This window comes from Ruminococcus sp. RTP21484sp1_RTP21281st1_A8_RTP21281_210402 (assembly GCF_040914025.1).
GTDB classification, from domain to species: Bacteria; Bacillota; Clostridia; order Lachnospirales; family Lachnospiraceae; genus Blautia_A; species Blautia_A faecis.
In genome coordinates, this window is record NZ_JBCPGE010000006.1 from 1 (window position 1) to 24,513 (window position 24,513).

At 43.1% G+C, this 24,513-nt stretch carries 25 protein-coding genes and 1 pseudogene; 7 read left to right on the top strand and 19 right to left on the bottom strand.

Translation table 11 applies throughout. The features are described 5' to 3' along the window. Nucleotides 1–353: LysR family transcriptional regulator (locus AB5170_RS03845; RefSeq protein ID WP_368365044.1), on the bottom strand; the 353-nt coding region annotated here is incomplete at its 3' end. 180 nt (nucleotides 354–533) lie between these two features. On the opposite strand from AB5170_RS03845, the gene AB5170_RS03850 reads away from it, so the two are divergent. Genes AB5170_RS03850 through AB5170_RS03860 form a run of 3 tightly spaced genes read left to right on the top strand, consistent with a single transcriptional unit; the run spans nucleotide 534 to nucleotide 3,198 of the window. After that, entirely contained in the window at nucleotides 534–1,835 is a 1,302-nt protein-coding gene (locus AB5170_RS03850) for an adenylosuccinate synthase (protein ID WP_195478797.1), read from the top strand. Further along, complete coding sequence (pyrB, locus tag AB5170_RS03855) at nucleotides 1,832–2,773, top strand: aspartate carbamoyltransferase (protein WP_195478796.1); 942 nt, start codon at nucleotides 1,832–1,834, stop codon at nucleotides 2,771–2,773. Before AB5170_RS03850 ends, pyrB begins: the two co-directional genes overlap by 4 nt. Then, nucleotides 2,773–3,198: an aspartate carbamoyltransferase regulatory subunit gene (locus tag AB5170_RS03860; RefSeq protein ID WP_148462559.1), complete on the top strand. Its 426-nt coding sequence runs from the start codon at nucleotides 2,773–2,775 to the stop codon at nucleotides 3,196–3,198. The genes pyrB and AB5170_RS03860 overlap by 1 nt, the downstream gene beginning before the upstream one ends. Nucleotides 3,199–3,465: 267 nt before the next feature. Here the strand turns inward: AB5170_RS03860 and AB5170_RS03865 are convergent, their stop codons facing one another. The 3 genes and pseudogenes from AB5170_RS03865 to wecB form a co-directional block, all read right to left on the bottom strand. Beyond that, nucleotides 3,466–4,248 carry a ZIP family metal transporter gene (locus AB5170_RS03865; RefSeq protein ID WP_173770888.1) on the bottom strand — a complete coding sequence of 261 codons (783 nt, stop codon included), beginning with the start codon at nucleotides 4,246–4,248 and terminating at the stop codon, nucleotides 3,466–3,468. A gap of 353 nt (nucleotides 4,249–4,601) precedes the next feature. Then, nucleotides 4,602–5,645, bottom strand: coding sequence for a hypothetical protein (locus AB5170_RS03870; RefSeq protein ID WP_173715593.1), 1,044 nt, complete (start codon nucleotides 5,643–5,645; stop codon nucleotides 4,602–4,604). A 91-nt stretch (nucleotides 5,646–5,736) separates the two neighbouring features. Further along, nucleotides 5,737–6,474: pseudogene (gene wecB, locus AB5170_RS03875) on the bottom strand (non-hydrolyzing UDP-N-acetylglucosamine 2-epimerase); the annotation flags it as partial. A gap of 248 nt (nucleotides 6,475–6,722) precedes the next feature. Between wecB and AB5170_RS03880 the strand changes: the two are divergent. Continuing rightward, entirely contained in the window at nucleotides 6,723–6,956 is a 234-nt protein-coding gene (locus AB5170_RS03880; RefSeq protein WP_118584211.1) for an alpha/beta-type small acid-soluble spore protein, read from the top strand. A 126-nt stretch (nucleotides 6,957–7,082) separates the two neighbouring features. Here the strand turns inward: AB5170_RS03880 and AB5170_RS03885 are convergent, their stop codons facing one another. The 5 genes from AB5170_RS03885 to AB5170_RS03905 all read right to left on the bottom strand — a co-directional run bounded on the left by AB5170_RS03885 (nucleotide 7,083) and on the right by AB5170_RS03905 (nucleotide 11,775). Next, complete coding sequence (locus tag AB5170_RS03885; RefSeq protein ID WP_118584212.1) at nucleotides 7,083–7,823, bottom strand: hypothetical protein; 741 nt, start codon at nucleotides 7,821–7,823, stop codon at nucleotides 7,083–7,085. Further along, nucleotides 7,817–8,527, bottom strand: coding sequence for an ABC transporter ATP-binding protein (locus AB5170_RS03890; RefSeq protein WP_118584213.1), 711 nt, complete (start codon nucleotides 8,525–8,527; stop codon nucleotides 7,817–7,819). Before AB5170_RS03890 ends, AB5170_RS03885 begins: the two co-directional genes overlap by 7 nt. Before the next feature lie 16 nt (nucleotides 8,528–8,543). Then, the gene (locus AB5170_RS03895) at nucleotides 8,544–8,900 is read right to left on the bottom strand and encodes a GntR family transcriptional regulator (protein WP_173719511.1); all 357 of its coding nucleotides are present in this window, start codon (nucleotides 8,898–8,900) and stop codon (nucleotides 8,544–8,546) included. A 174-nt stretch (nucleotides 8,901–9,074) separates the two neighbouring features. Next, nucleotides 9,075–10,325, bottom strand: a complete 1,251-nt coding sequence (locus AB5170_RS03900) for a DNA polymerase IV (RefSeq protein ID WP_173715590.1) — start codon at nucleotides 10,323–10,325, stop codon at nucleotides 9,075–9,077. A 214-nt stretch (nucleotides 10,326–10,539) separates the two neighbouring features. Then, nucleotides 10,540–11,775 (bottom strand): galactokinase family protein, encoded by a 1,236-nt coding sequence (locus tag AB5170_RS03905; RefSeq protein WP_148462565.1) that lies wholly within the window; start codon nucleotides 11,773–11,775, stop codon nucleotides 10,540–10,542. A 306-nt stretch (nucleotides 11,776–12,081) separates the two neighbouring features. Here AB5170_RS03905 and AB5170_RS03910 point away from each other — a divergent pair, with 306 nt between their 5' ends. Continuing rightward, nucleotides 12,082–12,963, top strand: coding sequence for an AraC family transcriptional regulator (locus tag AB5170_RS03910; RefSeq protein ID WP_118578380.1), 882 nt, complete (start codon nucleotides 12,082–12,084; stop codon nucleotides 12,961–12,963). Nucleotides 12,964–12,995: 32 nt separating this feature from the next. On the opposite strand, the gene AB5170_RS03915 is transcribed toward AB5170_RS03910, so the two are convergent. After that, nucleotides 12,996–13,505 carry an Ig-like domain-containing protein gene (locus tag AB5170_RS03915; RefSeq protein WP_173719510.1) on the bottom strand — a complete coding sequence of 170 codons (510 nt, stop codon included), beginning with the start codon at nucleotides 13,503–13,505 and terminating at the stop codon, nucleotides 12,996–12,998. Nucleotides 13,506–13,862: 357 nt separating this feature from the next. On the opposite strand from AB5170_RS03915, the gene AB5170_RS03920 reads away from it, so the two are divergent. Then, entirely contained in the window at nucleotides 13,863–14,252 is a 390-nt protein-coding gene (locus tag AB5170_RS03920; protein WP_173715588.1) for a hypothetical protein, read from the top strand. Nucleotides 14,253–14,345: 93 nt separating this feature from the next. Here AB5170_RS03920 and AB5170_RS03925 read toward each other — a convergent pair whose 3' ends face one another. The 3 genes from AB5170_RS03925 to AB5170_RS03935 form a co-directional block, all read right to left on the bottom strand. Further along, nucleotides 14,346–14,885, bottom strand: coding sequence for a EutP/PduV family microcompartment system protein (locus AB5170_RS03925; protein ID WP_148462568.1), 540 nt, complete (start codon nucleotides 14,883–14,885; stop codon nucleotides 14,346–14,348). Nucleotides 14,886–15,010: 125 nt separating this feature from the next. Next, entirely contained in the window at nucleotides 15,011–15,439 is a 429-nt protein-coding gene (locus AB5170_RS03930) for a BMC domain-containing protein (protein WP_118578381.1), read from the bottom strand. A gap of 11 nt (nucleotides 15,440–15,450) precedes the next feature. Then, nucleotides 15,451–15,816, bottom strand: coding sequence for a BMC domain-containing protein (locus AB5170_RS03935; protein ID WP_118578382.1), 366 nt, complete (start codon nucleotides 15,814–15,816; stop codon nucleotides 15,451–15,453). A 372-nt stretch (nucleotides 15,817–16,188) separates the two neighbouring features. On the opposite strand from AB5170_RS03935, the gene AB5170_RS03940 reads away from it, so the two are divergent. Beyond that, nucleotides 16,189–17,559, top strand: a complete 1,371-nt coding sequence (locus AB5170_RS03940) for an MATE family efflux transporter (protein ID WP_118578383.1) — start codon at nucleotides 16,189–16,191, stop codon at nucleotides 17,557–17,559. Between the two features lie 166 nt (nucleotides 17,560–17,725). On the opposite strand, the gene AB5170_RS03945 is transcribed toward AB5170_RS03940, so the two are convergent. The 6 genes from AB5170_RS03945 to proB all read right to left on the bottom strand — a co-directional run bounded on the left by AB5170_RS03945 (nucleotide 17,726) and on the right by proB (nucleotide 24,320). After that, on the bottom strand, nucleotides 17,726–18,742 hold the full coding sequence (locus AB5170_RS03945; protein ID WP_226814801.1) for a M14 family zinc carboxypeptidase: 1,017 nt from the start codon (nucleotides 18,740–18,742) through the stop codon (nucleotides 17,726–17,728). 257 nt (nucleotides 18,743–18,999) lie between these two features. Continuing rightward, nucleotides 19,000–21,279, bottom strand: coding sequence for a hypothetical protein (locus AB5170_RS03950; protein ID WP_118578384.1), 2,280 nt, complete (start codon nucleotides 21,277–21,279; stop codon nucleotides 19,000–19,002). Nucleotides 21,280–21,367: 88 nt separating this feature from the next. Then, nucleotides 21,368–22,618 (bottom strand): glutamate-5-semialdehyde dehydrogenase, encoded by a 1,251-nt coding sequence (locus AB5170_RS03955; protein WP_173715584.1) that lies wholly within the window; start codon nucleotides 22,616–22,618, stop codon nucleotides 21,368–21,370. Beyond that, on the bottom strand, nucleotides 22,619–23,179 hold the full coding sequence (locus AB5170_RS03960) for a 5-formyltetrahydrofolate cyclo-ligase (RefSeq protein ID WP_173715583.1): 561 nt from the start codon (nucleotides 23,177–23,179) through the stop codon (nucleotides 22,619–22,621). Next, nucleotides 23,157–23,378: a DUF896 domain-containing protein gene (locus AB5170_RS03965; RefSeq protein ID WP_118578386.1), complete on the bottom strand. Its 222-nt coding sequence runs from the start codon at nucleotides 23,376–23,378 to the stop codon at nucleotides 23,157–23,159. The genes AB5170_RS03960 and AB5170_RS03965 overlap by 23 nt, the downstream gene beginning before the upstream one ends. A gap of 84 nt (nucleotides 23,379–23,462) precedes the next feature. After that, nucleotides 23,463–24,320, bottom strand: coding sequence for a glutamate 5-kinase (gene proB / locus AB5170_RS03970; RefSeq protein ID WP_173715582.1), 858 nt, complete (start codon nucleotides 24,318–24,320; stop codon nucleotides 23,463–23,465). Nucleotides 24,321–24,513: the final 193 nt, after the last annotated feature.

A 24,513-nucleotide genomic window follows, 5' to 3' on the forward strand; every position in this document is an offset into this window, starting at 1 on the left:
GTCATGTGAAAACTTTTTAATTTATCCAGCAGGAAAATATTGAGGGCAGTTTCACTGGCACCGATGGCTACACTTCCGTGGGATAATCCGGAGCTGTCGGCCAGTTCCTCTTCTGCTGCCTGGAACTGCTCCATTGCACTTAGCACATGGATATAAAGCCGTTCTCCCTCCGGAGTGAGCTGTACGCCGCGGTTGGTACGGATAAATAAAGTGGTATTTAACTGCTGTTCCAGACAGTTCATGGCCCGGGTAATATTAGGCTGACTGTTGTTTAACGCCTGGGCCGCCTTGGTAAAGTTGTGGTATTTTGCCACATAATAAAAGATCTTATAATACTCGAAATTAACGTCCATAATATTTTTCCTTTTTTTGACATGTCATATATTTATTTCAGCCATATCAATTATAGCTTTTACTTATTTCTACGTCAAGCGTATTATGTACTCGAACAAAAAAGAACGCTGTTTTAGGGCAAAAAGCGGTTTATTGTAATAGGAAAACAGCAGCCCGACCAGTTTTCAAAGGAGGAACAAATGCTTACAGCAGTAACCGGTATTAACTGGGGCGATGAAGGAAAAGGACGTGTGATCGATCTTCTTGCAGAGCAGGCAGATGTGGTTGTCCGCTACCAGGGCGGAAACAATGCAGGTCACACAGTGGTAACCACCCAGGGCAAATTCGTTTTAAATCTTCTCCCCTCTGGTATTTTACATCCAGGTGTGGTGTGCGTCCTCGGGGACGGAATGGTGGTTGACCTGGAACATCTTTCCCAGGAAATCCATGAAATAGAGAAAAAAGGAATCCGGGTAACACCGGATCATCTGAAACTTTCAAAACGTGCTACAGTCTCCATGCCATGGCATAAGGTGCAGGATGAGTTAGAAGAAAACAGACTTGCAAAGACAGGAAGTGCCTTTGGTTCTACCCGCCGTGGAATCGCCTATGCATACAGTGACAAGTACCGTAAAAAAACACTTCGCCTGGGAGATCTCCTTCATTTAAAAGAGGATTCCGTAAAAGCCAGATTAAAAACCATGCTGGAGGCAAAGAACCTGGAGCTTGCAGGCTGTTATCATCAGGAGCCAATGTCCTACCCTGCACTCCTTACCTGGTGTGAGGAACAGGCTGAACTGTTTGGTCCCTATATTGCAGACACCGGGGAATATCTGGAACAGGCAGTGTCAGAGGGCAAAAAGGTGGTACTGGAAGCCCAGCTTGGAGCCATGAGGGACATTGATTACGGTATTTTCCCCTATACCTCAAGTTCCTCTACCATTTCTGTCTATGGTCCCATTGGTGCCGGAATCCCAGGAAAATCCCTGGATCACGTAATTGGCGTTTTAAAAGCGTATTCCACCTGTGTTGGCGCAGGTCCTTTTGTGGCAGAACATGCCATGTCCGATGACTGGGAAGAAGCGTTGCGGAAAGCTGGCGGTGAATATGGTGCTGCCACCGGTCGTCCCAGAAGGATAGGTCCCTTTGATGCCGTAGCCAGCCGCTATGGGTTAAAATGCCAGAATGCAGATAAGATCGCGTTGACAAAAATGGATGTCTTAAGTTCCATGAAAGAGATTCCTGTGATCACAGGCTATAAACGTGACGGTGTTATAGTAACCGATTTTGATCCTATGGATGAACTGGATAGTTATACCTCTGTAGTAGAAATGCTTCCAGGATGGAAATGCGATATTTCGGGCTGCCGGACCTATGAAGAGCTTCCGGAGAATGCAAAAGCTTACATTCGTATCCTGGAGCAGCTTCTGAACCATGAAATCCAGTTTATTTCCGTCGGAGCCAGACGGGATCAGTTTTTAACAAAAGGAGCCTGGTTATGAGACATTTGATCGATCCACTTGATTTTACCCTTGAAGAAACTACAAAAGTTCTGGATCTGGCTGACCGCATTGCAGAAAGTCCAGAAGTGTACAGCCATGTGGCAGATGGGAAAAAGATTGCCACTCTTTTTTACGAACCAAGTACCAGAACCCGTCTTTCCTTTGAATCTGCCATGTTAAGCCTTGGCGGAAAATCCCTTGGCTTTGCAGGTGCTGAACAGTCCAGTGCCACAAAAGGAGAAACGGTAGCCGATACTGCCCGGGTGGTAAGCTGCTATGCAGATATCATTGCAATGCGGCATCCCAAGGAAGGCGCTCCCCTTCGCGCTTCCATGTATGCCACAGTGCCGGTAATCAATGCCGGGGATGGCGGACATAATCATCCTACCCAGACATTAATCGACCTTATGACCATCCGCCAGAGAAAAGGTCATCTGGATCACCTGACAGTTGGTTTTTGCGGTGACTTGAAATTTGGAAGAACCGTACACTCCCTTGTAAACAGTCTGGTACGTCATCCAGAAAATGAGTTTTACTTCATCTCCCCGGAAGAGCTTAAAATCCCGGATTACGTAATTGAAGAGACCTTAAAGCCTAACCATTCTTTTTACAAAGAGGTTACCAGCCTGGAGGAAACACTTCCCAAACTGGACGTACTCTATATGACAAGGGTTCAGAAAGAGCGTTTCTTTAACGAAGAAGATTATGTCCGGTTAAAGGATACCTATATTTTAAACCGCGAGAAGCTGAATCTGGCACAGCCGGATATGCCGGTTCTCCATCCTCTTCCAAGGGTGGATGAGATTGCCTCAGATGTGGATCAGGATCCAAGAGCCGCTTATTTTGACCAGGTACAAAACGGAAAATATATCCGTATGGCACTTATTATGGCGCTGCTTGAAATCCCGGATCCGCTGACAGGAAGGACGGTGCTGTAATGTTAAAGATTGAATCTATCCAAAATGGAATTGTGATCGACCATATCCCGGCTGGAAAAGGAATGGATATTTACAAGCTATTGGAACTGGATTCCCAGAAGCAGTCCATTGCCCTACTGCAGTCCGTAAGAAGTGAAAAATACGGCTGTAAAGATCTGATTAAAATAGAGGGGCTTACAGAGCCTGAGCGTCTTGAAGTCCTTGGTTATTTAAACGATGGAGTCACTTTGATCGTAATTCGCGATGGAAAGGTGGTAAAAAAATATCATCCTGTTCCGCCAAGAACTTTAAAAAATGTAATCAAATGCAAAAATCCCCGCTGCATTACCAGTACGGAAGCAAACTGCGAGCACATCTTCAAATTGTCCTCCAGTGGAAAATATAGATGTATTTACTGCAACCAGGAAGCTTCCCTCTTAAGATAGAAACTACCAAACCCTCCCTTGTATGTCGCTTAAGAGGAAAATACCCTTTAGGTTTATTTCTATTCCTAAAGGGTATTTAAAAAAATATTTAAATGCATTAGCAGTCATGGCAATAATAGGGATCGTCTTTGCCAGTTCATGGGAACTTCTGCGGATTGCTTTCGTTGCCTCATAGCCATTCATAACCGTCATCTGCAAATAAAGTCGCATACAAGGATCCAATCACACCCGCACCATAAATCAATATTCTCATAAGAAACATTCCTCTTACCCCAGTGCCACATCCAGGATCATCATCAAACTAAATCCAAGTGCAAAGAAAAGCGTACCAATATTCGAGTGCTGTCCCTGAGACATTTCCGGGATTAGTTCTTCAACCACGACATACAACATGGCTCCTGCTGCAAAGCTCAGTAAATATGGTAATGCCGGGATTACCAGCTGTGCAGCAAGAATCGTCATTACTGCTCCAATCGGTTCAACCACTCCTGAAAGTACACCTCCCAGAAATGCCTTTCTTTTACTTTCACCCTCTGCCCTAAGCGGCATGGATATAATCGCTCCTTCCGGAAAATTCTGGATAGCAATTCCAAGTGATAAAGCAAGTGCACTTGTTGCTGTAATCTGTGCATTTTCAGCAAGAAATCCTGCATACATTACACCAACTGCCATACCTTCAGGGATGTTATGCAATGTAACTGCCAACACCATCATCGTAGTACGGCCAAGTTTGCTTTTCGGTCCCTCTGCCTGATCACTTCCAACATGAAGATGCGGAATCAAATGATTAAGTGCGAGCAAAAACAATATACCCATCCAGAACCCAACAACTGCCGGAACAAACGATAAAGTTCCCATATTCTCAGATTGTTTAATTGCCGGAATCAGAAGACTCCAGATTGAAGCAGCAACCATTATACCTGCTGCAACCCCTGCAAGTGCACGTTGCACTGACTTGCTAAGTGTTTTTCTCATAAAAAACACGCATGCTGCACCTAGCGTTGTTCCAACAAATGGAATCAGTATACCTTCAAAAATATTTATTAGCATAAAATTTCCTTTCATATATGCTCGAAAAAATTTATTGGCAAAAGTAATTATCTTCAGCGATATAGTATTTATTCTATAGCTTGTTGATTATATTCCCTAATATCTATTATTCTATAATTTGTCATATTTTTATCGTGTTAGGCAAAACTAACTATCTAATTTAAAGGAAACCGTGCAAAAAGCAAGCTGTAATTTCACACGGTTTTCTTGTACTTAAGTATATCATTTACGTAATCATGTAACAATAGAATTTTTTCAACAATGCTTTGATTTTTTTCTGGACAATTGAAGTCATTGTCTAAAGAGTACATATTTAATATTCTGCAGCAATTTACAAAAAGCCGGAAGCCCGGTCAAACCAAAAATCCTGTTTTTATTTTTCTTTCATATAAACTATACAATTTCTCACATTCCATACAAATCCATCCTGCTTCGCCTGTGTATAGCGGATATTTTCGGTTCTCACAGTATTCTGCTTCATAATTTCTTATCATTTCCAAAAGGTTATTGATATCCCCCATCTGCGCAGCAGCCATTCCTGTCATTGCCCACAAAAAGCCATTTCTTTTTTTAGTCAGCTTCTGCCACTGAAACCTTTCCGTAAACTGCTTATATAATATCTTTTGCTTTTTCTTCTCTTTTACCGGAAATTCATAAATCAGCGGATAAATCTGAGCAACTCCATCCGGATAAAATTCTTTCTGGTGATACAGATTACTGTTTTCAATAATTCTCCATCTTTGATTTGCATCATCCCAGAATAGCTTTTCTATCTGTGCCTGTAGCTTATTACGCATTTCACGGATTGCCTGCACATCCTTTAGTCCTGCATGTTCTAATTCGTACAGGCCTTTCCATACTTCCAGATTATCCATCAGATAAACTGTTGTATTTTCTTCTGAGACCTGTGTAATTCCATCCTGCATCAGGCTTTGAATCTTTTTTAATGCAAGGCTGATTCCCTTTTTCCAGTATTCCGGCAGGTCTGTACTTTCTGTCTTTTCCAGATATTTTCCCATAAGAAAAAGATACATACCAAGATACCCGTCTTCGGAATCAGCCTTTTCTTTATAAATAAGTTTCCCACTCTTTTTCCTGTAGATTCCCATTTTTCCATCTGTTTCCAGCAAAATCCCGATATGCCAGTCCAGATACCTGCCAACAGCTTTTTTCTCTGTTTCAGTAATGGGGCAGTTCTTTGTTTCTGCCAGAAGCCCCAGTGCAGCCATACATGCAAAGTATGGATTAACATCTCCGGCTTTACTTCCATTCATGTAAAATTCACCCTCAGGCCCCTGATTTTCAAGAATCCACTTTTTTTCTCCGGTCAAGACTGTTTCCAGCCATTTCTGCCGGGCATCTATTTCTTTTCTCAGGTTCTGATAATAAATGAACATAAGTGAAATTCCCACAGTTATGCAAAATATAATAAGTTTCATCACGTTCTTTCGATGTTTTACTTTTCTTTTGCATTGATTGTGTTTATGCTCATGCATCTATATTCTCCAGGATTTTTCTGATTTTGATACTTGCAGTCCCATCACCATAAGGATTTCTGGCCTCACTCATCCTTCTGTAAATTTCAGGTTCTGTAAGAAGCTGCCTGCATTCTCTGTAAATATCCTCCATTTTCGTGCCTGCAAGCTTTAAGGTTCCTGCTTCCACACCTTCCGGACGTTCTGTTGTATCTCGCATGACCAGCACAGGTTTTCCCAATGCCGGAGCTTCTTCCTGAATTCCGCCACTATCAGTCATGATCAGATAACTGGCTTTCATCAGGTTATGAAATTCTACCACATCCAGTGGTTCGATCAGGTGTATTCTATCACATCCACCGAATTCCTCATCCGCGATTTTTCTGACCTGCGGATTCAAATGTACAGGATAAATAACCTTCACATCTGTAAATTCCTCCACGATCTTGCGTATAGCCCGGAACATATCACGCATGGGTTCTCCCAGATTTTCCCTTCTGTGTGCTGTCACAGCAATCAGTCTGCTGTCTTTTGCCCATTCTGTTTCCGGGTGATAAAAATCATTTCGCACCGTATAGTGCAAAGCATCAATTCCTGTATTTCCTGTGACAAAAATCTGCTCTGGATCCTTACCCTCTTTCAGCAGTGCATCCGCTGCTTTCTGGGTCGGTGCAAAATGCAAGCTGGCAGTAAGTCCAATGGCCTGCCTGTTAAATTCTTCCGGATAGGGAGATTTCATATTATAAGTACGAAGTCCCGTTTCCTATCTCTATTTTTGTGTATGCAATTTTTTGTTCTTGTAATAAGATATGCTCCCAATATAAGAATTTCTACACCGAGAATGTAGCGTCAAGTTAAAACATTTTGCTATCCGGCATATTTTTTTTTGTTGTCTTTTTTTGATCACCCCATTTATTCCCAGTGTATTTTCATTGTCAGAGTACATACTAGCAATGTAACATCAAACAAAACAACAATTAACCAAGGAGGAAAATGATTATGTCAAACAATACTTCTTCTAACAAAGCAGCTGTACCAGAAGCAAAGGGCGCATTAAATCGTTTCAAATTTGAGGTTGCAAATGAGCTGGGTGTGCCGCTTACAGACGGATACAACGGAAACCTTACTTCCAAACAGAATGGTAGTGTAGGTGGTTATATGGTTAAAAAGATGATCGAGGCGCAGGAAAGATCCATGTCCGCAGGACAGAGCGGCCAGAGTGGTCAGTACTAATTCAAAAAACGCCTGATTAAGTAAAAAAATACAGGGTATTACTTACTCCTCAACGAGAAGCAGGTAATGCCCTGTTTTGAAATAGATCTTTTTTGACGCTCTAACCTTCTGATCCTGCGTTTTCTATTATACGCTCAGCTTCTTCTCCATGATCCAGCCGCTGATTACATACAGCACTGCCGCAATGGCAAATGATGCTGCAATATACAGGACAAAAGTAAGTTCCATACTTTTCAGAACCGGAATGAGATCCAGCAGCTTCCCAATAACAGAAGATATTACCAGGAAGATAAGGAAGCCGGCGATGCCGCTGCCTTTTTTGCCTGCAAGGACACTGGCGGATAAGATCACGGACAGGTCAGCATTCACAATGAAGACGATCCAGCTTGCCAGAAGACCAAAGAAATAGAAAGCTGCTTCTGCCGGAGTAAAAGTCACGGACCAGTTTACTTCCATAAAGGAACTCACCAGATTGATCATCTCTTTCAGACCGCCAATGTAAAGAGTTGCAACTGTCACATCAATGGCTGCCAGCGCTGCAAAAAATGCGCCTGCCATGATAATGGAAATTCCATTTTCCAGGATCTTGGCTCCCAGAATCTGATAACTGCTCTTTGGTGTGAGAAATAACATATAACTCTGTTTGGTATTCAGGTCACGATGGAGAACATTTACACTCTCTATACCAATGTAGATAACACCAAATATTGTACACATGACCAGGAAAATAATTCCCATTGCCAGAATATTATCCTTTTTCCAAAATACACCTATTAAAAATGCAATTTCTGCAACTGCTGTGATCACCAACAGAACCAGTTTGGAAAATGCGGTTTTCCGAAGCTCATATTTCATCAACTTTAACATACTTCTTCTCCTCCATGTCCATAGATTTCACGGTACAGATCCACTACGGATTTGTGTTGATTAATCCGAAGCTCCTCTACCATGCACTGATTTGCCAAAATACCATCTTTCATAAAAATGGCTGCATCTGCTACACGTTCCAGTTCGTCTACGAGATGACTGGAAACTACCAGTGTCACATCTGGATCTATGGCTTCCAGAATGCTCTTCATGATCTGGTCTCTTGCAAGAAGGTCAATGCCGTTCAACGGTTCGTCAAGCAAGTACAGCCTAGCCTCCCTTGCCATGGTAACTGCAATTTTCAGCTTGGCCATCATACCAGAGGACAGCTTCTTCGCTTTCATGTCCTCTGTAAGCTCCATGCGGGAAATCATCTGTCTGTATTTCTCCATGGAAAAATCTTCGAAAAAGTCCTCATAATATTTTCCCACATCTGAAACTGTCATCCAGTTGTAGAAATAAGGCTCCGTGGACATATAAGCAATTTCTTTTTTACTCTCTTTTCCAATGGGAGTTCCCTGATAAAGGATCTCACCGTTGGTAGGCTTTACAAGTCCTGCTACCATTTTCATCCAGGTGGTCTTGCCGCTTCCATTGGGGCCAAGCATGGCGTATACAAGGCCTGGCTCCAATTGTAAAGATACCTGATTCACAGCAGTCTTACTGCCGTATTTCTTCGTTACTTCTCTGCTCTCTAAGATCATTTTTATACACTCCTCGTCATTCCGACTGTTCTTTCTCCAGAAATCCGATTGCCTGAGCTCTGGAAAAACCAAGTTGCTCCATTCCTTCCAGGAATTCCCGGATCAGGGCTCCTGCCATCTCTTCCTTCAGCTGCTGCACTCTTTCCGGATCTTCTGTCACGAAGGTTCCCATCCCGCGTCTGGTAAAGCAGACGCCTTCCATCTCCAATTCTTTATATACGCGGCTGACTGTATTGGGATTAATGGTATATTCTACTGCCAGATCCCGCACAGATGGAAGCCTCGCACCAGGAGACAGCTTGCCTGTTACAATATCCTGCTTTATAGAATTTGCTGCCTGGAGATAAATTGGCAGCGATGAATTATATTCCATGGTTACCTCTCTTTCTGTATCACTGTCATAGCTGTATAGTACACTAGAATTGTATTTTCGTCAAGTGGTTTTTTACATTTTTTCACATAAGGAACAAAACAGTGTTTCCTGTGCAAAAAAAGAACATTGCATTTCCCTGCAAAGGAAATGACAATGTTCTCTTTTCTATTTCTTTTAGAATCCTTTTCCATTTTCTTCGTTTTCCATCTGCGCCTTGGCTTTTCGCCCGATTCCTGCATTGCTGTTCATAATGCTGGCCCGGGTGATCTTGTCGTTTCCAAATTTCATGCGGATGGCATCCATCGCTGCATCCAGCTTCTGGCGCTGTTCCTTTTTCGCACAGTCCTCAAACAGGGACATCTGTTCGAATCCGTCCTCAGTAAGTCCGGTGAGTGCCACTCCGATCAGACGTAATGGCTGCCCCTTCCAGAACTCTGCGAACAGTTTTCTGGCATTTGCGTAGACTTCATCAGTTACATCCGTAGCGCTTCCAAGCTTCATCTGATGGGAACGATTCTTAAAATCCAGAGTGCGGAAGGTGACAGAAATACAGGTACATTTCTTTCCTTTCCGCCTCATTCTGGTGGCTACCACATCGCATTGCTCCAATAAAATAGGCTGGATCTGCTCCATAGATACAATATCATCATTGAAAGTCTTCTCCACGCTGAAGCCTTTACTCTCCTCAGGCACTTCCAAAACCGGAGAATTGTCAATGCCTCTGGCGTACTGGAAGAGCTGATGTCCGGTCTTTTCTCCCAGAAGTGTCTGAATAGTGGACTCCCTTTCCCGAGCCAGTTCCCCTATGGTGCGGATACCGAAATCAACCAGCTTCTTTTCCGAAGCTTTTCCCAGAAATAACAGATCTCTGATGGGAAGAGGCCACATTTTTGCCGGAATTTCTTCCGGGAAAAGGGTGTGCACTTTATTTGGCTTCTCGAAGTCCGAGGCCATTTTCGCCAGCAGCTTATTGGTGGAAATTCCCACATTTACTGTAAATCCAAGCTCCTGATAAATCTTATCCTTTATCTCACAGGCTGTTGCTATGGGATCCGGGTAGATCAGGGAAGTTCCAGTCATGTCCAGAAATACCTCATCAATAGAAAAGGATTCCATTGCAGGAGCATAAGATTTACAAATTGCTTTAAATGCCTGGGAATTCTTCGTGTAAAGGCGAAAATCACTAGGTACCACTACCAGATTCGGGCATTTTCGAAGGGCCATTGCCACGGGCTCACCAGTCTGTACTCCGTATTTCTTGGCAGGAATGGATTTCGCAACTATGATTCCGGTACGTGTCCTGGGATCACCGCCTACTGCAGACGGAATTTCCCGCAGATCCGGCTCACCTGCCTTTACTCTGCTCGCTGCCTCCCAGGAAAGAAAAGCGCTGTTCACATCAACATGAAAAATCAATCTTTCCATCTGATTCTCCTTCTTTCGTATTTTCCTTTATTTCCGAAAATTCTGTGATAGACTCAATATAGCACGTCAGAAGGAAATATGTCCAGATTCTTTATGTATATATTACGCAAATACGGTAACACAAAAAGACTGTAAAAGTTCTAAACTGGCTGTCATAGCGAAAAGCTGCTGCGAAAAAGGTCACCTTTAGTTCAGATAACTCAGAATATTGTCATTATCCAATGTGAACAGCTCCAATTGCGCGGATATCCATTGGATAAACGTTCTCTCTGCCAACATACTGGGAAATGTATTCTACATAATTCTCCATTTCATTTTCCGGTACAACAGCTGCAATAACACCGGCAAATCCGCCGCCATGTACTCGGCAGATACCGCCGCCGATCTTGTTCAGGAACAGCTGGGTAAGAGCAAGAACCAACGGGATCTTCTGCTCGTGGCAGTCTTTCATGCAGTAGCAGTTCTGAAGCAGTTCCCAGGACGATCTTCCGGATTCATCCATCAGCTTCAAAAATTCCTCGTAATCTGCCTTACCAATTGCCTCTGCTGCCCGTTCTACACGGGAAGTCTCTTCAAAGAAGTGAATGGAACGGAGAATTGCTCTGTCGTCCTGAATCTCGTTTACATGTGCAAGCAGATTTTCAAGAGTAGTCTCATGAAGAAGCTCTGCACCAAGTACCTTGGCTGCTGCTTTCATCTCACCTGGAATCTCAGAGTACTCCTGGCTGAGATCTGCATGGCCTTTTCCGGTGTTTACAATAACCAGTTTGTGATCAAATTTTCCATAGGAGAAGTCCAGCTTGCTGTATTTCAGATCATTTCTGTCTGCAAAGTCGAAGAGAACCGGACCACCAACTGCACATGCCATCTGATCCATCATTCCGGAAGCTTTATCCCAGTATACGTTCTCTGCGTACTGACCAATCTTTGCATAGTCTGTGTAAGTCATCTTGCTGTCGTTAAAGAAGTAATCGATGATTACGCAGATCAGCATTTCAAAGGATGCAGAGGAACTTACTCCTGCTGCTGCGATCACGTTGGTGCTTACATAGGCATCAAAACCAGCTGTCTGAAAGCCATTCTTCTTCGCACCTTCCATCATACCGGCAACCAGGGCAAAGGTTCCTTTCGGATAGTTGGCTCTGCTGATCTTGTCAAGATCAACTACGATCTCATCTCTGTAGCCTTCACTTGTAATGTGGATCACGTTGGTTCCATTCGGTGCAGCTGCGCCGATGGTATCCAGATTGATACTTCCTGCGATTACCTTGCCGCCGTTGTGGTCAACATGGTTTCCGATGATTTCTGTTCTTCCAGGGGAAGTAAAGAAATCTGCATGGTCATGTTTGTAGATTCTGGCAAAGTTGTCTGCTAGATTCTGGAAACGAGCTGCGCAGGCACTGTTCTCTCCATAGATTTTCTCAAGGTTTGCTTTTTCTGGTAAATTCATGGTCTCATTCTCCTATTTTTGTTAATATTGTTATAATTTTACATTCTGTACTCCAGCTGCCTCAGTGCATATTTTCCGCTTCATCTGTGCTTATCCGGATCTCTCATCAAGTTAATTTCATTTTACATGCATTTCCTTTGCATTACCTTAAATAACTTGCGAAAAACAAGTAATATATTGCGTTTTTATCTTTAACAGATGTATAATACAGGTAAATTTATGCGTTTTATTGTAGTTCTCTATTTTTGAACATATGGAATTCTATACAGTCCACAGGATATGAAATTTTTTCTCGGGAGGTTTGGCATGCAGATCATAACCAATCAGTTTCAAAAAGAATTAAAACAGCACGGCAATGAACAGTTTCCATTCCTGGTCAGCTACCAGAAACTTTCAGAATATGAGTCTGGTTCCTTTATGTGGCACTGGCACCCGGAAATAGAGATTACTTATGTGCAAAAAGGCACTATGTGCTACAAGGTCAACCATATGGTTTACCACTTAAAAGAAGGAGATATTGTATTTAACAACTCCGGTGCCCTTCACTCTGGCACAATGGAAAATCAGAAGGACTGCGCTTATATTCCTGTAACTTTTGATTCCAGGCTGATTTATGGATTTTTCCAAAGCACTGTCAACAGCAAATATGTAGATCCTGTCATTCAGGATTCTATGCTCCCTGCCATCTGTATCGACCAGAGTGAGCCCTGGCACAAGCCTTTTCGCGAATATCTTCTCCGCATTATTGATCTGGATGAAAAGAAACCGGATTTTTATGAGCTGGACATTACCATCTGCCTGCAATCCATGTGGCGGCTTCTTCTGGAGCATATTACCTACGAACCCCAGGCTTCCAGGGAAAACTCTCTGGAATACGACCGAATCAAGAAGATTCTGTCCTACATAGAAGAAAATTATCAAAATAAGATCACCTTAAATGACATCGCCGGACACATCCACCTGTGTGAAAGCGAATGTACCCGGCTTTTTAAACGTCATATGAATACTACCTTGTTTGCCTTTTTGCAGGAATATCGGATCGAGCGCAGCCTGGAGTTTTTGCAGGATGACCAGCCTGTCAGCGCGGTGGCTGACAAGGCTGGATTTTCAGACCCCAATTATTATTCCAAAGTTTTTGCCAAAATAAAGGGATGCAGTCCCCGGGAATATCGAAATCATAGATTTTAAGTTGAACTGGTGGTTGCTAACTTATTTTCCAATTATTGCACCAATATCTGATATAATATGATCGGTGAACCGTCGGTGGGGATTCCTGCTACCCAGGCGGTTCCGGATTTTAAGCCCATAACAGTTCCCGTGTTGGATACCACGATTACGGACGGATCTGTGCTGCCCCAGCTGATATTATCAGAACTACTATCTGTTGTTAATTCTGTGGTTTCTCCTACTGCTATTTCTATTTTAGGAATTGCAATTTCAGGCTCCGGTTCCTCTTCCGGGGGATTCACGCTGTCCCGCCTGACAGCCTCATAGTTTTGATCCAGTAGCCCCACATAATGGTGACCTTCAAAGTTTATCTGAACACTTACATCCAGTCTTCCATTATCTTTAATCACAATAGGACAATATACATATTCCCCTTCTGAAATTTTATACTCGTACCAGTTTCCATTTACTGGAACCTCCTGTGCATCTACCCGAACAGAGCTTGCCTCTGCCCATGCCATTTCTGGTACACACATTAAAACTGCTATTAATCCAATTATCATTCCAAACTTTTTCATCATCCTCAGTTAAAAAATGACATCCAATAGGTTGGATCATTCCGCCTCGATTGATAGAATCGGTATCTTTTTCTGAACAGTCAGGCAAATAATAGTAGTTCTCTACTTTTCCCTTATTCCTTCTTCCATCCGAATTATAGAAATAGGCTGCTCCCTCTCCATCCGTCAAATAATTCAAAATTGTATAAATCCCTGCATTCGGATAATATCCTTCAAACAATTGCAGAAGATCAAAGTACTGCCCAGGTATTCAAAAATGAGCCTTTAGTGTTTTATTATCGGAATTACTTTTTATCTCTGGTTCAAAACTGCGAGCTTTGGGTACAATGCAGTTCCAATATTATGGATGTGCTGCAGGAGTATCTTACCGGAACCAGTCCTGACAGACTGCAAATCCTCATGGCGCATCCCTGTCCCGGCAGATATATCACTCCTGGACTTATAAAAAAATATATGAAGGCACCAAACCTGCCTTATGATACCATGTTCCACCTTGTTGAAAAACATTTTTCCGTATTGCGGAACATTCAGAAAAATTATGTAACGATTTTCTCGGAAAAAGGATTGTCAGCTTTTATCCAAAATGGAATTCTTCAGGATTTACCGCCCCAATATGTTCCGCCTCTGGAACCTTCGGATGTAAAAATGATGTTAACAGAATTGTATAAAGAAACAGAAAACGGCACGATCACCAGTCTGATCGTCCGAAGGAAGAAACCCTCTGTCTGTTAAAGCGGTACATTTCTTTAATACCGTAATTTACATAAGCAACATACCATATAAAAATTCCCATCCAGATAACAGGAAAATCTGAATGGGAATTTTTTATAGCATATTCTCTTTTTCTTCCGGATAAGCCACTCCCTCTGGAAGAGGATCCCACTCGTTCAGACCAAGGCTCTGTTTGAATTTCGCCTGTTCCAATGTAAGCTTCGGGGTATCCTCCTGCAGATATTCCATCAACTCATCAATTCCCTCTCTGGTCACATTATTCACCATAAAAATGCGTTCACATCCAGCGTTGATCAGCCATTGTCTCACCATAGGGATATTGGCATATGGTGAATCAATTTTTGTGATAATGCCAATAAGAGGACGAAGGATAAAAGAGCGGCAGCTTGCACCAAACAGATTAAATGGCTCATCTGCAGCCTGCACAATTGCCACCACATCTGCCTCAAAGGAAAAACATGCAAGTCCTACACTGAATCTTTTTGACTCTGCATACTCCCCCGGAGAGTCAATGGTATCGTCATTGGAATTGGTATATTGTGTTTTTATATAATGAAGCTCCTCGCCTTTTAGTGCCTGCGTCAGTGAGGTCTTGCCGGCCTCACTTCTTCCCATCAAAAAAATTTTCTTCATCGAATTGTATTTCCCCTGTTTTCAATAAACCTTACTTGTAAAAATACAGCAGTGCATTATTTTTACATTTGCATATCATAATATCGTATCCATAAGCTGCTGTTCCCGCAGCCATAAGGTATCTGTCAGCTTCTGTGAACCGCACATGTTTTAAAGCCTAACTCTCTGTCAAAGAAACGTACGACCTCTTCCACAGCAGTCTGCACCTGGGACAATCCTCCTGTAATGATCAGAGAACCGCAAAAACGATCCATAAACCCGATCTGTACATCTGCACTCTTCATGGCAACATCTGCAGCTACCACAACCGCTTCCCAGGGAGTAAAACGGATCAGACCAATGGATTCTCCTGTGTGGTCTTCCCCCTCATGAACTCCAATATGCAGTCCCAGATTTTCATAAATACAAGATTGGGAAGGACTGATCACATGGGCAAGACAAACTTCCTTTCCCGGTACACGCACACGAGTCATACGAAGCTTCTTCCCCTTCAGATGTTCATAATCATCATGGAATAGCATTTCCAGCAGCTCTTCCTTCGTTATTCGCTCCATGCTTCTACTTCCTATCGTTTCGTAATATTGCAGACCACATATCCCAGAGAATCCCGGAAATAATTTACGATCTCAGTCATTGCAGACATTACATCAGAAATCTCTCCTGTAATGATCAAAGTCCCTGTAAACCGGTCTGCAAATCCAAGATAAACATTACCGCTCTTCACCGCAATATCAGAAGCGATAACTGCGGATTCCGGAGGTGTCATATTCATGATTCCAATTGCAGAGGAACGATAATCCAGCTGCGGATTCAACCCAAGCTTCTGATAAATGATCGGTGCCGGTCCTCCCATTACATGGGCAAAAGTAATCTCCTTACCAGCCACAGTCTCCTGCACGATTCTGATCTGTTCTCCATGTTCATTTGCCATTTATATGAATGCCTCTCTTTCAAAAAAATATCTTCACGCTATATTTGATTTTACCATTTATGAGAGCAAATAGCAAGCAAAACCAACATATCAGTCAAAATTCCTAAACATTTTTTGAGAAAAAGTGTGGTTTCTTGATCATTATGGCATTAAATGCCTTTAAAATAGTCAAAAATAAAATAGTGACAGATAATCCGCAGTGTGATAAAATAATTTTCGCTTCCAGAGTATGTAAAAAAATGCAATCTGCAAAATGTGCGTTATATTTTGTGGGAATGATTTTTCAAACAGACTCTGACACACTCTAATATGTAAGTAATTTAGTAACACTTTTTATTTACGATTTCTATATTTCTCAATAAGGAGTTTTTTATGGAAAAAGATATGACAAAAGGCCGGCCTTTGCCGGTAATCCTGAAATTTATGCTTCCTCTTATTATTGGAAACATTTTTCAGCAGCTCTATAATATGGCAGATACGATTATTGTAGGACGCTATGTAGGCGCGGATGCCCTTGCGGCAGTCGGATCCACCGGAACGATCATGTTTCTTACTGTGGGCTTCTCGCAGGGAATCACAGCTGGTTTCTCCGTACTCACCGCTCAGCGCTTCGGAGCCAAAGATACCGAAGGGGTAAAGATCAGTGTAGCTAACGGAATTCTTCTTTCCCTGATTTTTACCGTAATCATCAGTTCTTTAAGTTTGCTGGGCATGCGCCCTCTTCTGAAGCTGATGAACACACCTGACAACATTTTTCAGGATGCATATACCTACATTATGATCATCAGCGCCGGAATCATCGCCACTATTTTTTACAACCTGTTTTCCTCTTACCTGCGTGCAGTTGGAAACAGTAAGATTCCGCTGGTATTTCTTGTATTTTCCGCAGCTTTAAATGTAATTCTGGATCTGGTACTGATTATCAATTTTAAAATGGGCGTTGCCGGAGCAGCATGGGCAACCATTATTTCTCAGGGCGTTTCCGCAATACTCTGTTTGGTCTACATCTATATACGTATGCCTTCTCTTGCCCCAAACAGAAGACATTGGAGGCTTCACGGCCAGGAGAGCCGTAACCAGCTGGCTATGGGAATTCCTATGGCATTGCAGTTTGCAATTACAGCTTCCGGTACTATGGTCATGCAATCTGCCATCAATCTTTTCGGTTCCGATGCCGTTGCCTCTTTTACGGCAGCCAGCAAGGTGCAGAACCTGGTAACCCAGGGAATGATGGCTATGGGACAGACTATGGCGACATATAGTGGACAGAACTTCGGAAAGGGTGATATCAAGAGAATCCGCCAGGGTGTTAAAGCGTCTCTGGAAGCTTCTGTTGTATATGCTCTTGCAGCAGCCGTGCTGGTTTGTATTCTTCTGAAACCAGCTCTTGGACTTTTCTTCACTGGAAATGTGGATATGAACAGCATGCTTCCATGGGCAAAAACTTACATTTATATGAGTGTGATCTTTTACATTCCTTTAAGCAGTATTTTCGTATTCCGAAATACCATGCAGGGCTGCGGATATGGATTCCTGCCTATGATGGGTGGTGTTTCTGAATTGGTTGCACGTCTGGTTGTAGCAATGATTTCCATGGCGGTAGGAAGTTATGCACTTGCATGCTTCTGTGACCCGGCAGCGTGGGTTACAGCAGCAGTATTTACCGGTGTTTCCTATCTTTTTGTCATGAAAGATATCCGCAGGAAATACGAAAGACCGGAAACTGCTACTTCCGAAAAATAATCATTTCGGATGCGCATGGCAATCTTCTATGCGTTTCGTAAACGCCAAAAAACAAATCATATACTAAAAGGAGATGTTTCGATTATTTCGGACATCTCCTTTTATGGTTACCGGCCAGCTTTCTCCGGTAATTATTTTACAAAAGCTCACCTGCAAACAATAACATTTAATTGTCTAATGAAAATATATATTCCAATGGAAGCAAATGTATTTCCTCATATACTGCCTTTTTATCCTCTTCAACGCCTCTTCCATTTCCGCTTTGAGCTGGTACTTTAATACGAAATGCCGGCTGTTTTTTCGTTTGAATATAGTATTGTTCCGGGGTTCCCATTCCCTTAAATTTTTCCCTGGCCGATTCGGTCATCTGTTCCCTTTCCAGATGATAGGAAGAAGATTTCTGCATATGTCTTGCCAGCCGGTAGGATTTCGGAAGACTTCCCACTCCCTGCTGACAGTGATAATAAATGATTTCCCTTCCGGATTGAGCAAACGTCAAAAGTCCTCTTCCATCATATTCCTGAATGATCCGGATCAATGCCTTTGTCTCATTCTCGCTGGCTGGTTCCTCTCCCATACGTGAACGGATATAATGAACCGTTGGAAAATTATGTGAAATATCCATTCCACGGGCATTATATCCAAAATCCTCAGCAGGAATGCTTTGCATACGAAGCATTTGACGGTAAACTGGATTTCGAATAGCACCAAAGCCATTCTGGCGGATTTCATAACCATCCGGGTTTAAAATCGGAATCAGACAGATCCTTATTTTATCAAGGAGTTTTTTCACTTCATAAAATTCATCCAGCTTCCAGCCGCATTCGTAGGCCCTGCAGTATTCTCCTGCCATTTTCAGAAGAAGTTCCGGCAAAAGAGCCTGAGTTCCATTAATTCCAGCCACACAGAAGATCATCTGTGCGCCGGTGCCAACTTCCAGCATTGGGATCATTCTCTCGTCATGACTGTTTCCAATCACGCGAAACTGGCAAAAGCTGCTGTAGCGTCCAGCTATTTCCCATAAAGAATAATATATGTTTTCAAATGACAGCGATGTTTGTACCATATCTGCATCTGTCGGTTGTACTTTCTTTTGTATATTTACTTTCGGCATGTCACTGACAGCCGTTTTATTCTGTGGGAACAATTCTTTTCTGACTGACAATACGCTTTCTGACAACATATTTTACCTCCTGCAGCAGGAAAAAACTCAGGCGGCATTTCATCTCTAGAGCGTGTTTGAAAAATCATTCCAACAAAGTGTAACGTACATCTTGCAGAAGGCCTTTTTTTACACGCTATAGCCTGTCCCCCCGCTGCCTGTATTATTATATGCAAAAAGGCAGGTCAAAAGACCTGCCTAATGTATGTTTCTTATTATTTTGCTGTCAGAAAAACTTCTGATCAAAATGCATGGTTATTCATATGCCATAGATTTTCTTAGATTTCTTTTTTTCTCTTTCTGACGATAACATAACCTCCAGCTACCAGAGAAAGACTTGCAAGCATCATCATAGTGGCAATCGGGGAGTTATCGGCTGTTCTCGCGTTTGTTGCAGATGTAGAACCGGTATCGCTGTCTGTTCCGTCATGGTTCTCTGCATCATCGCCATCTGTTCCATCTCCATCGCCGCTACCTGTTCCGTTATAATCATAACCGCCGGAACCAGAACCGGCTGTTGCAGTTGGCGTGATTGTGCCGGATGGAGTTACTGTGAAGTCGATTGCCTTGGACTTAAATTCTGTAGGGAGAGCTTCCTTCACGCCGGTAGCTTCCCATTCGGATCCATTGTATATGTACTTCTGGAAGAAGATATACATTCTAAAGGTCTTCGCCTGCTTGATACCATTTACATTTCCGATAGACCAGCTCTTCTGATATCCGGTGTCAATGTTCTTCGCGGACATGCTCCAGCCATACGGGATCCACTTGGTATCACCTTTGATCGGGTTTGTATTGTCAGTTCCGGCGCCAGTTACTGTGAAATTGTACATCTGCTTCGGGTAGAATGCCAGTGCTTTTTCAAGACCTGTTACCTTGCTTTCGCTGACAGACGGGTTAATGGTTGCACGAGTAGTTGGCGTCGGTGTAGTAGTAATCGGAGTTTCTGTGGGAGTGCTTGCTTTCGCCTTTAATGTAAGTACAAGTGGCGCAACTGCTTCAAGTCCCTTGGAATCCTCAGCATATACAACTACTTTAATGGCTGTATCATAAGCTACATCTGTCAACTGTACACTTGCAGAGCTTGCAATATCTCCAGAGCTCTTATAATTGCTCTTTACTGCTTCGAATCCAGGTGTAGAATCAGATTTCTTCACCCAGGTCACATAATATCTTCCTCCAACACCAGCATCATTGGTATGGAAGGTCAGATCAACAGTATGCTCATACGCCTTATTCCAGGAAATAGAATCTGCGGTCAGCGTCATAGTACTAACAGGAGCTGTAACAGACTCAAGTGCTCCAGTCTGGTTGTTAATGGTATACTCTGTAGTGTCCAGATAATGAACATGTGCCAGAATATTCTCCATAGTAGTAAGTGCAGTACCATTCGCATCCGTACCGACCTTTACAATAATCTTTCCGGCAGCTGCGTCACTTCTTCTTACCTGAAGGTCTGCTGTTTCAGCAAGCTGGCCAATTGCTGCGATACATGCGTTATCACCGCCTAAAACAATACTGTTATCATTAAGACCATCGTCCTTGTTATCCTTTACAATTACGGCGCCGGAAACACGGATCTCGCCCAGACTGTAAATAGCTCCACCTGTAATTTCAGCAGCTTCATTTACAATACCTTCAGACTGGTTTCCTGTGATAGTACCACCTGCCAGTCCGATGCTTCCGCCAGAATTACAGATTGCAGCTCCCGGCGCACTGGTTCTGTTTCCTGTCAGGGTTACACCATCGGACAATCCGAAGTAACCGCCCTCCACAGAAATAATGGAGCCTGTTGCATCCCCCTGGTCAAGTGCTCCTGTTACAGTCAGACTTAAAACAGTCTCACCCTCCTTGCCTGTACCAAACTGGAAAGAAGTGGACTCATCTTTTACTTTAAACATATCTCCTAAAAATCCGGCTGCACGTTTAATAGTAGTTCCATCCGCAGCTGCTGCAATAGAGATATTCTTATTCTGATCGATCACAACAGTCTCACTGATCTCTACAGTTCCGGTTACAAGGATCTGGGTAACTTCACCATCCTTGCCAATATTAACCGGGGCTGCCGCAATTGCCTCTGCTAATGTGGAATAGGATGTCTGGGTTCCATCTGCTGCCTTCAGGATAATCTGACCAGTGGTCTCAGGAGTAGGGGTAGCACTCTCCTCTTCCTCCAAAGTCAGCTCAGCAGTATCTCCGCTGTTAAAGCCATCATCCACAACCGCATCCGCTGCCTGAGCTGGTTCTGCTGCCGGTGTGTCTGCAGCTGCCTGGGTTGGTTCTGCTGCCGGTGTATCTGCAGCTGCCTGGGTTGGTTCTGCAGTCGGCGTATCTGCTGCCTGTGCAGGTTCTTCCACAGGTGTATCTGCTGCGGCATCTGAAATATCCTGCACTGGTTCAGCTGCTGCTTCTCCTTCTTCTGACTCTGCGGCAACAGCTACTGTGTCCTCTATTGTCACGGTCTGGGTATCTGCCTCTGCAAATGCCATTGTCACCGGAGACATTCCGGCTGCAAGGCTTCCCGCCATAATGAATACCAAAAGTTGCTTTTTCTTCATTTTAAAAAGTCCTCCTTATAAATGAGTCCCCCATATTAAATATTAACATCGAAGTCTAGTATAACATATCTCAGTTCAAAAATCAAACCTAAGGACGAATCTGTCCGTTTCCATAAATGATATATTTTGTGGAAGTAAGTGCCAGAAGTCCCATGGGGCCACGGGCATGAAGCTTCTGGGTGCTGATTCCGATCTCGGCACCAAAACCAAACTCAAAACCATCCGTAAATCTTGTAGAAGCATTCACATATACAGCAGCTGCATCTACTTCATCCAGGAATTTCTGGGCATTGTTGTAATCTCTGGTAATAATTGCCTCTGAATGGCCTGTATTGTAGCGATTGATGTGGCGAATCGCTTCATCTGCAGATCCAACTACTTTTATAGAAAGTATATAGTCCAGATATTCTGTACCCCAGTCTTCCTCAGTGGCAGTGACTGCGTCTGGGATCAAAGCCTTCGCTTCCTCGTCAGCACGCATCTCCACATTCTTTGTCCGAAGGCGCTCTGCAAGAACCGGAAGGAAAGCATCCTTCACTTTCTCATGCACCAGAAGAGACTCACAGGCATTGCAGACACCCACCCGCTGTGTCTTGGCATTCATCACAATGTCTGCCGCCATCTGAAGATCTGCGCTCTCATCCACATAAATATGGCAGTTTCCGGTACCAGTTTCGATTACAGGAATCGTGCTGTTATTTACTACTGCTTTAATAAGACCTTTGCCTCCTCGTGGAATCAGTACATCCACATATTCATTCATCTTCATGAATTCTCCGGCAGTCTCTCTTGAAGTATCAGAGATCAGCTGGATCGCATCTTTCGTAATTCCATTCTCATCCAGGGTTCTGCGGATGCAATCCACAATAGCAGTATTGGAATGGATGGCATCACTACCACCCTTTAAGATCACCACGTTGCCAGTTTTAAAGCAAAGGGCAAAAGCATCTGCTGTCACATTTGGTCTTGCCTCGTAGATGATTCCGATCACTCCAAGAGGGACTCTCTTCTGTCCAATGAGAAGTCCGTTGGGACGTTTTTTCATCCCGGTCACTTCCCCGATAGGATCTTCCAGTGCCGCAACCTGACGAAGCCCCTCTGCCATGCTTGCAATTCTGGCTTCTGTCAACATCAGACGGTCTACCAGTCCTTCTGGCATCTGATTCTTCCTGCCATTCTCTACATCAATGGCATTTGCTGTAAGAAGTGCTTTCGAATCTGCAACAAGGCTGTCTGCAACAGCCTCCAGAACCTGATTTTTCTTAGCTGTATCAAGGTTTCGAAGAACGATTTCTGCCTCTTTGGCATTCCTGCCAAGAGTTTCCAGCATTTCATTCATTTATAAGTCCTCCCTCCGGTAAACTTTACTCTGTGTCACAATGATCTGAGGACAAATGTCCGTAGGTTCTGTGGGCACCAGATCAAGGATCTGAAAATCAAAAGCCACTGCCAGTCTGGTAATATCAGGATGTTTTTCTAAAAAGCGGTCATAAAAGCCGCCGCCATATCCCACTCTGTTGTTCTCAGGATCAAAAGCTACACCAGGCATGACCATAAGAGCATCCTCCCACTTCACGATCTCGCCTCTGACAGGCTCCGGAATTCCAAAATATCCAGGCTCTAGCTGAGAAAAATCAGTAAGGCGGTAAAAAATCATATCCTTTCCCACAACCTTCGGGACTGCCACTTCTTTTCCTGCTTTCCAGGCTTCCTCAATGATATATCTGGTCATTACTTCATGATTGTAATCTGCATAAGCCAGAATATGCTTAGCCTTCACAAACTCTGAGAGTTTCAGCACCTGATCTGTAATCTGATGGCTCCATTCTTCTACCTGCGCATCGCTGCACTGCTTTCTGGCTGCAAAAATCTGCTTTCTAATGAGTCTTTTTTCTTCCATATCTTTCTCCAAGATTCACAACCGTACCATCGGCTTCCTTTACATCAATATTATCCAGCTGATTTCTAAGGTTCATCTTAATGGTGGCAATATACTCCTTGCGCAGCTCTGCCTGTTCTTTTTTCTCTTCTTCTGTAAGGCCTACGCTCTGTGCCTTATGGTGAAGGGTGTTGATTCTGTCGATTTTTGTGCTGTCCATAATATACTCCTCCTGAGAATGTTCTATGTAATTTTAATTTATACAAAAACTTAAAGCAATTGTAACTGTGAAGATACTGAACAGTTACAGCAATTTTTCAATATAATCGATCAGGAAAAACTCTTCCTTTTTCTTTCCAACAAACAATGTACCGCAGGGGTCGCCCTCCACAATGCGGTGAATATTATGAAAATCGCCGCCATTGGCAATTACCATGTCGGTACCGGCAGCTGTGGCAATTCTGGCAGCTGTAAGCTTGGTAGCCATTCCTCCAGTGCCCACTTTGCTTCCGGAGGAGCATTTTCCCATGTTAAGAAGTTCATCGTCCAATGTTTCTACCATGTCAATAAATTTCGCATCTGGATTTGTATTCGGATCATCTGTAAAAAGTCCGTCTATGTCTGACATAAGGATCAGAAGATCTGCCCCTATAAGAGCAGCTACCACTGCAGAAAGGGTATCGTTGTCTCCGAATTTTTCCAGAGACTGAAGCTCATAGGTGGAAATAGAGTCATTCTCATTAACAATAGGGATCACACCCATGGATAAAAGCTCATTAAACGTGTTCTCTGCATTTTTGCGGTTGGCGTTGTTTACCATGGTATTTTTGGTCATCAGGATCTGACCTGCCATCTGATTGTATTCTCCAAACAGCTTCTGGTAAATCATCATAAGTCTGGCCTGTCCAACCGCTGCACACGCCTGCTTCTGACGAGGCTCCTGTGGCTTCTCTTTAAATCCAAGAGCTGCTGCTCCAACAGCGATGGCTCCTGAAGATACCAGAACCACATCCTTACCCTGATTTCGAAGATCGCCCAATTCCCTTACCAGAATCTCCAGTTTCCGAAGATTCAGCTTGCCAGTTTCAGCATGGGTAAGAGAGGAACTTCCAATCTTGATTACAATACGTTTTTTATCTTTCAGTCTTTCCCGATCATTCATTTTATTTGTCAACTCCGTTATTATGTTTCCATGTAGTTTTCATACATATCAATTTCTTATCTTACATCATTTTTTTCATTTCGTCCATGGTTTCAGGTAAACAGTTCTTAATTTCAGAAAAATTTCACATTTTAACGTGTAGAATTATTGTTTCTGTAAAATATTGCATAGTCTGAAAGAGCTCTACCGTGTT

Bases quoted from the DNA above. Each gene is read 5' to 3' on its own strand.
- AB5170_RS03870 (WP_173715593.1), bottom strand. From the start codon at position 5,645: ATGTTCATTTATTATCAGAACCTGAGAAAAGAAATAGATGCCCGGCAG.
- AB5170_RS03945 (WP_226814801.1), bottom strand. From the start codon at position 18,742: ATGTTGTCAGAAAGCGTATTGTCAGTCAGAAAAGAATTGTTCCCACAG.
- AB5170_RS03900 (WP_173715590.1), bottom strand. From the start codon at position 10,325: ATGGAAAGATTGATTTTTCATGTTGATGTGAACAGCGCTTTTCTTTCC.
- AB5170_RS03895 (WP_173719511.1), bottom strand. From the start codon at position 8,900: ATGGAATATAATTCATCGCTGCCAATTTATCTCCAGGCAGCAAATTCT.
- AB5170_RS03960 (WP_173715583.1), bottom strand. From the start codon at position 23,179: ATGGAAGAAAAAAGACTCATTAGAAAGCAGATTTTTGCAGCCAGAAAG.
- AB5170_RS03905 (WP_148462565.1), bottom strand. From the start codon at position 11,775: ATGAATTTACCAGAAAAAGCAAACCTTGAGAAAATCTATGGAGAGAAC.
- AB5170_RS03915 (WP_173719510.1), bottom strand. From the start codon at position 13,505: ATGATAATTGGATTAATAGCAGTTTTAATGTGTGTACCAGAAATGGCA.
- AB5170_RS03935 (WP_118578382.1), bottom strand. From the start codon at position 15,816: ATGGCAAATGAACATGGAGAACAGATCAGAATCGTGCAGGAGACTGTG.
- AB5170_RS03940 (WP_118578383.1), top strand. From the start codon at position 16,189: ATGGAAAAAGATATGACAAAAGGCCGGCCTTTGCCGGTAATCCTGAAA.
- AB5170_RS03965 (WP_118578386.1), bottom strand. From the start codon at position 23,378: ATGGACAGCACAAAAATCGACAGAATCAACACCCTTCACCATAAGGCA.
- AB5170_RS03885 (WP_118584212.1), bottom strand. From the start codon at position 7,823: ATGTTAAAGTTGATGAAATATGAGCTTCGGAAAACCGCATTTTCCAAA.
- pyrB (WP_195478796.1), top strand. From the start codon at position 1,832: ATGAGACATTTGATCGATCCACTTGATTTTACCCTTGAAGAAACTACA.
- AB5170_RS03865 (WP_173770888.1), bottom strand. From the start codon at position 4,248: ATGCTAATAAATATTTTTGAAGGTATACTGATTCCATTTGTTGGAACA.
- AB5170_RS03860 (WP_148462559.1), top strand. From the start codon at position 2,773: ATGTTAAAGATTGAATCTATCCAAAATGGAATTGTGATCGACCATATC.
- AB5170_RS03910 (WP_118578380.1), top strand. From the start codon at position 12,082: ATGCAGATCATAACCAATCAGTTTCAAAAAGAATTAAAACAGCACGGC.
- AB5170_RS03955 (WP_173715584.1), bottom strand. From the start codon at position 22,618: ATGAATGAAATGCTGGAAACTCTTGGCAGGAATGCCAAAGAGGCAGAA.
- AB5170_RS03890 (WP_118584213.1), bottom strand. From the start codon at position 8,527: ATGATCTTAGAGAGCAGAGAAGTAACGAAGAAATACGGCAGTAAGACT.
- AB5170_RS03930 (WP_118578381.1), bottom strand. From the start codon at position 15,439: ATGGAGCGAATAACGAAGGAAGAGCTGCTGGAAATGCTATTCCATGAT.
- AB5170_RS03850 (WP_195478797.1), top strand. From the start codon at position 534: ATGCTTACAGCAGTAACCGGTATTAACTGGGGCGATGAAGGAAAAGGA.
- AB5170_RS03920 (WP_173715588.1), top strand. From the start codon at position 13,863: ATGGATGTGCTGCAGGAGTATCTTACCGGAACCAGTCCTGACAGACTG.
- AB5170_RS03925 (WP_148462568.1), bottom strand. From the start codon at position 14,885: ATGAAGAAAATTTTTTTGATGGGAAGAAGTGAGGCCGGCAAGACCTCA.
- proB (WP_173715582.1), bottom strand. From the start codon at position 24,320: ATGAATGATCGGGAAAGACTGAAAGATAAAAAACGTATTGTAATCAAG.
- AB5170_RS03880 (WP_118584211.1), top strand. From the start codon at position 6,723: ATGTCAAACAATACTTCTTCTAACAAAGCAGCTGTACCAGAAGCAAAG.
- AB5170_RS03950 (WP_118578384.1), bottom strand. From the start codon at position 21,279: ATGAAGAAAAAGCAACTTTTGGTATTCATTATGGCGGGAAGCCTTGCA.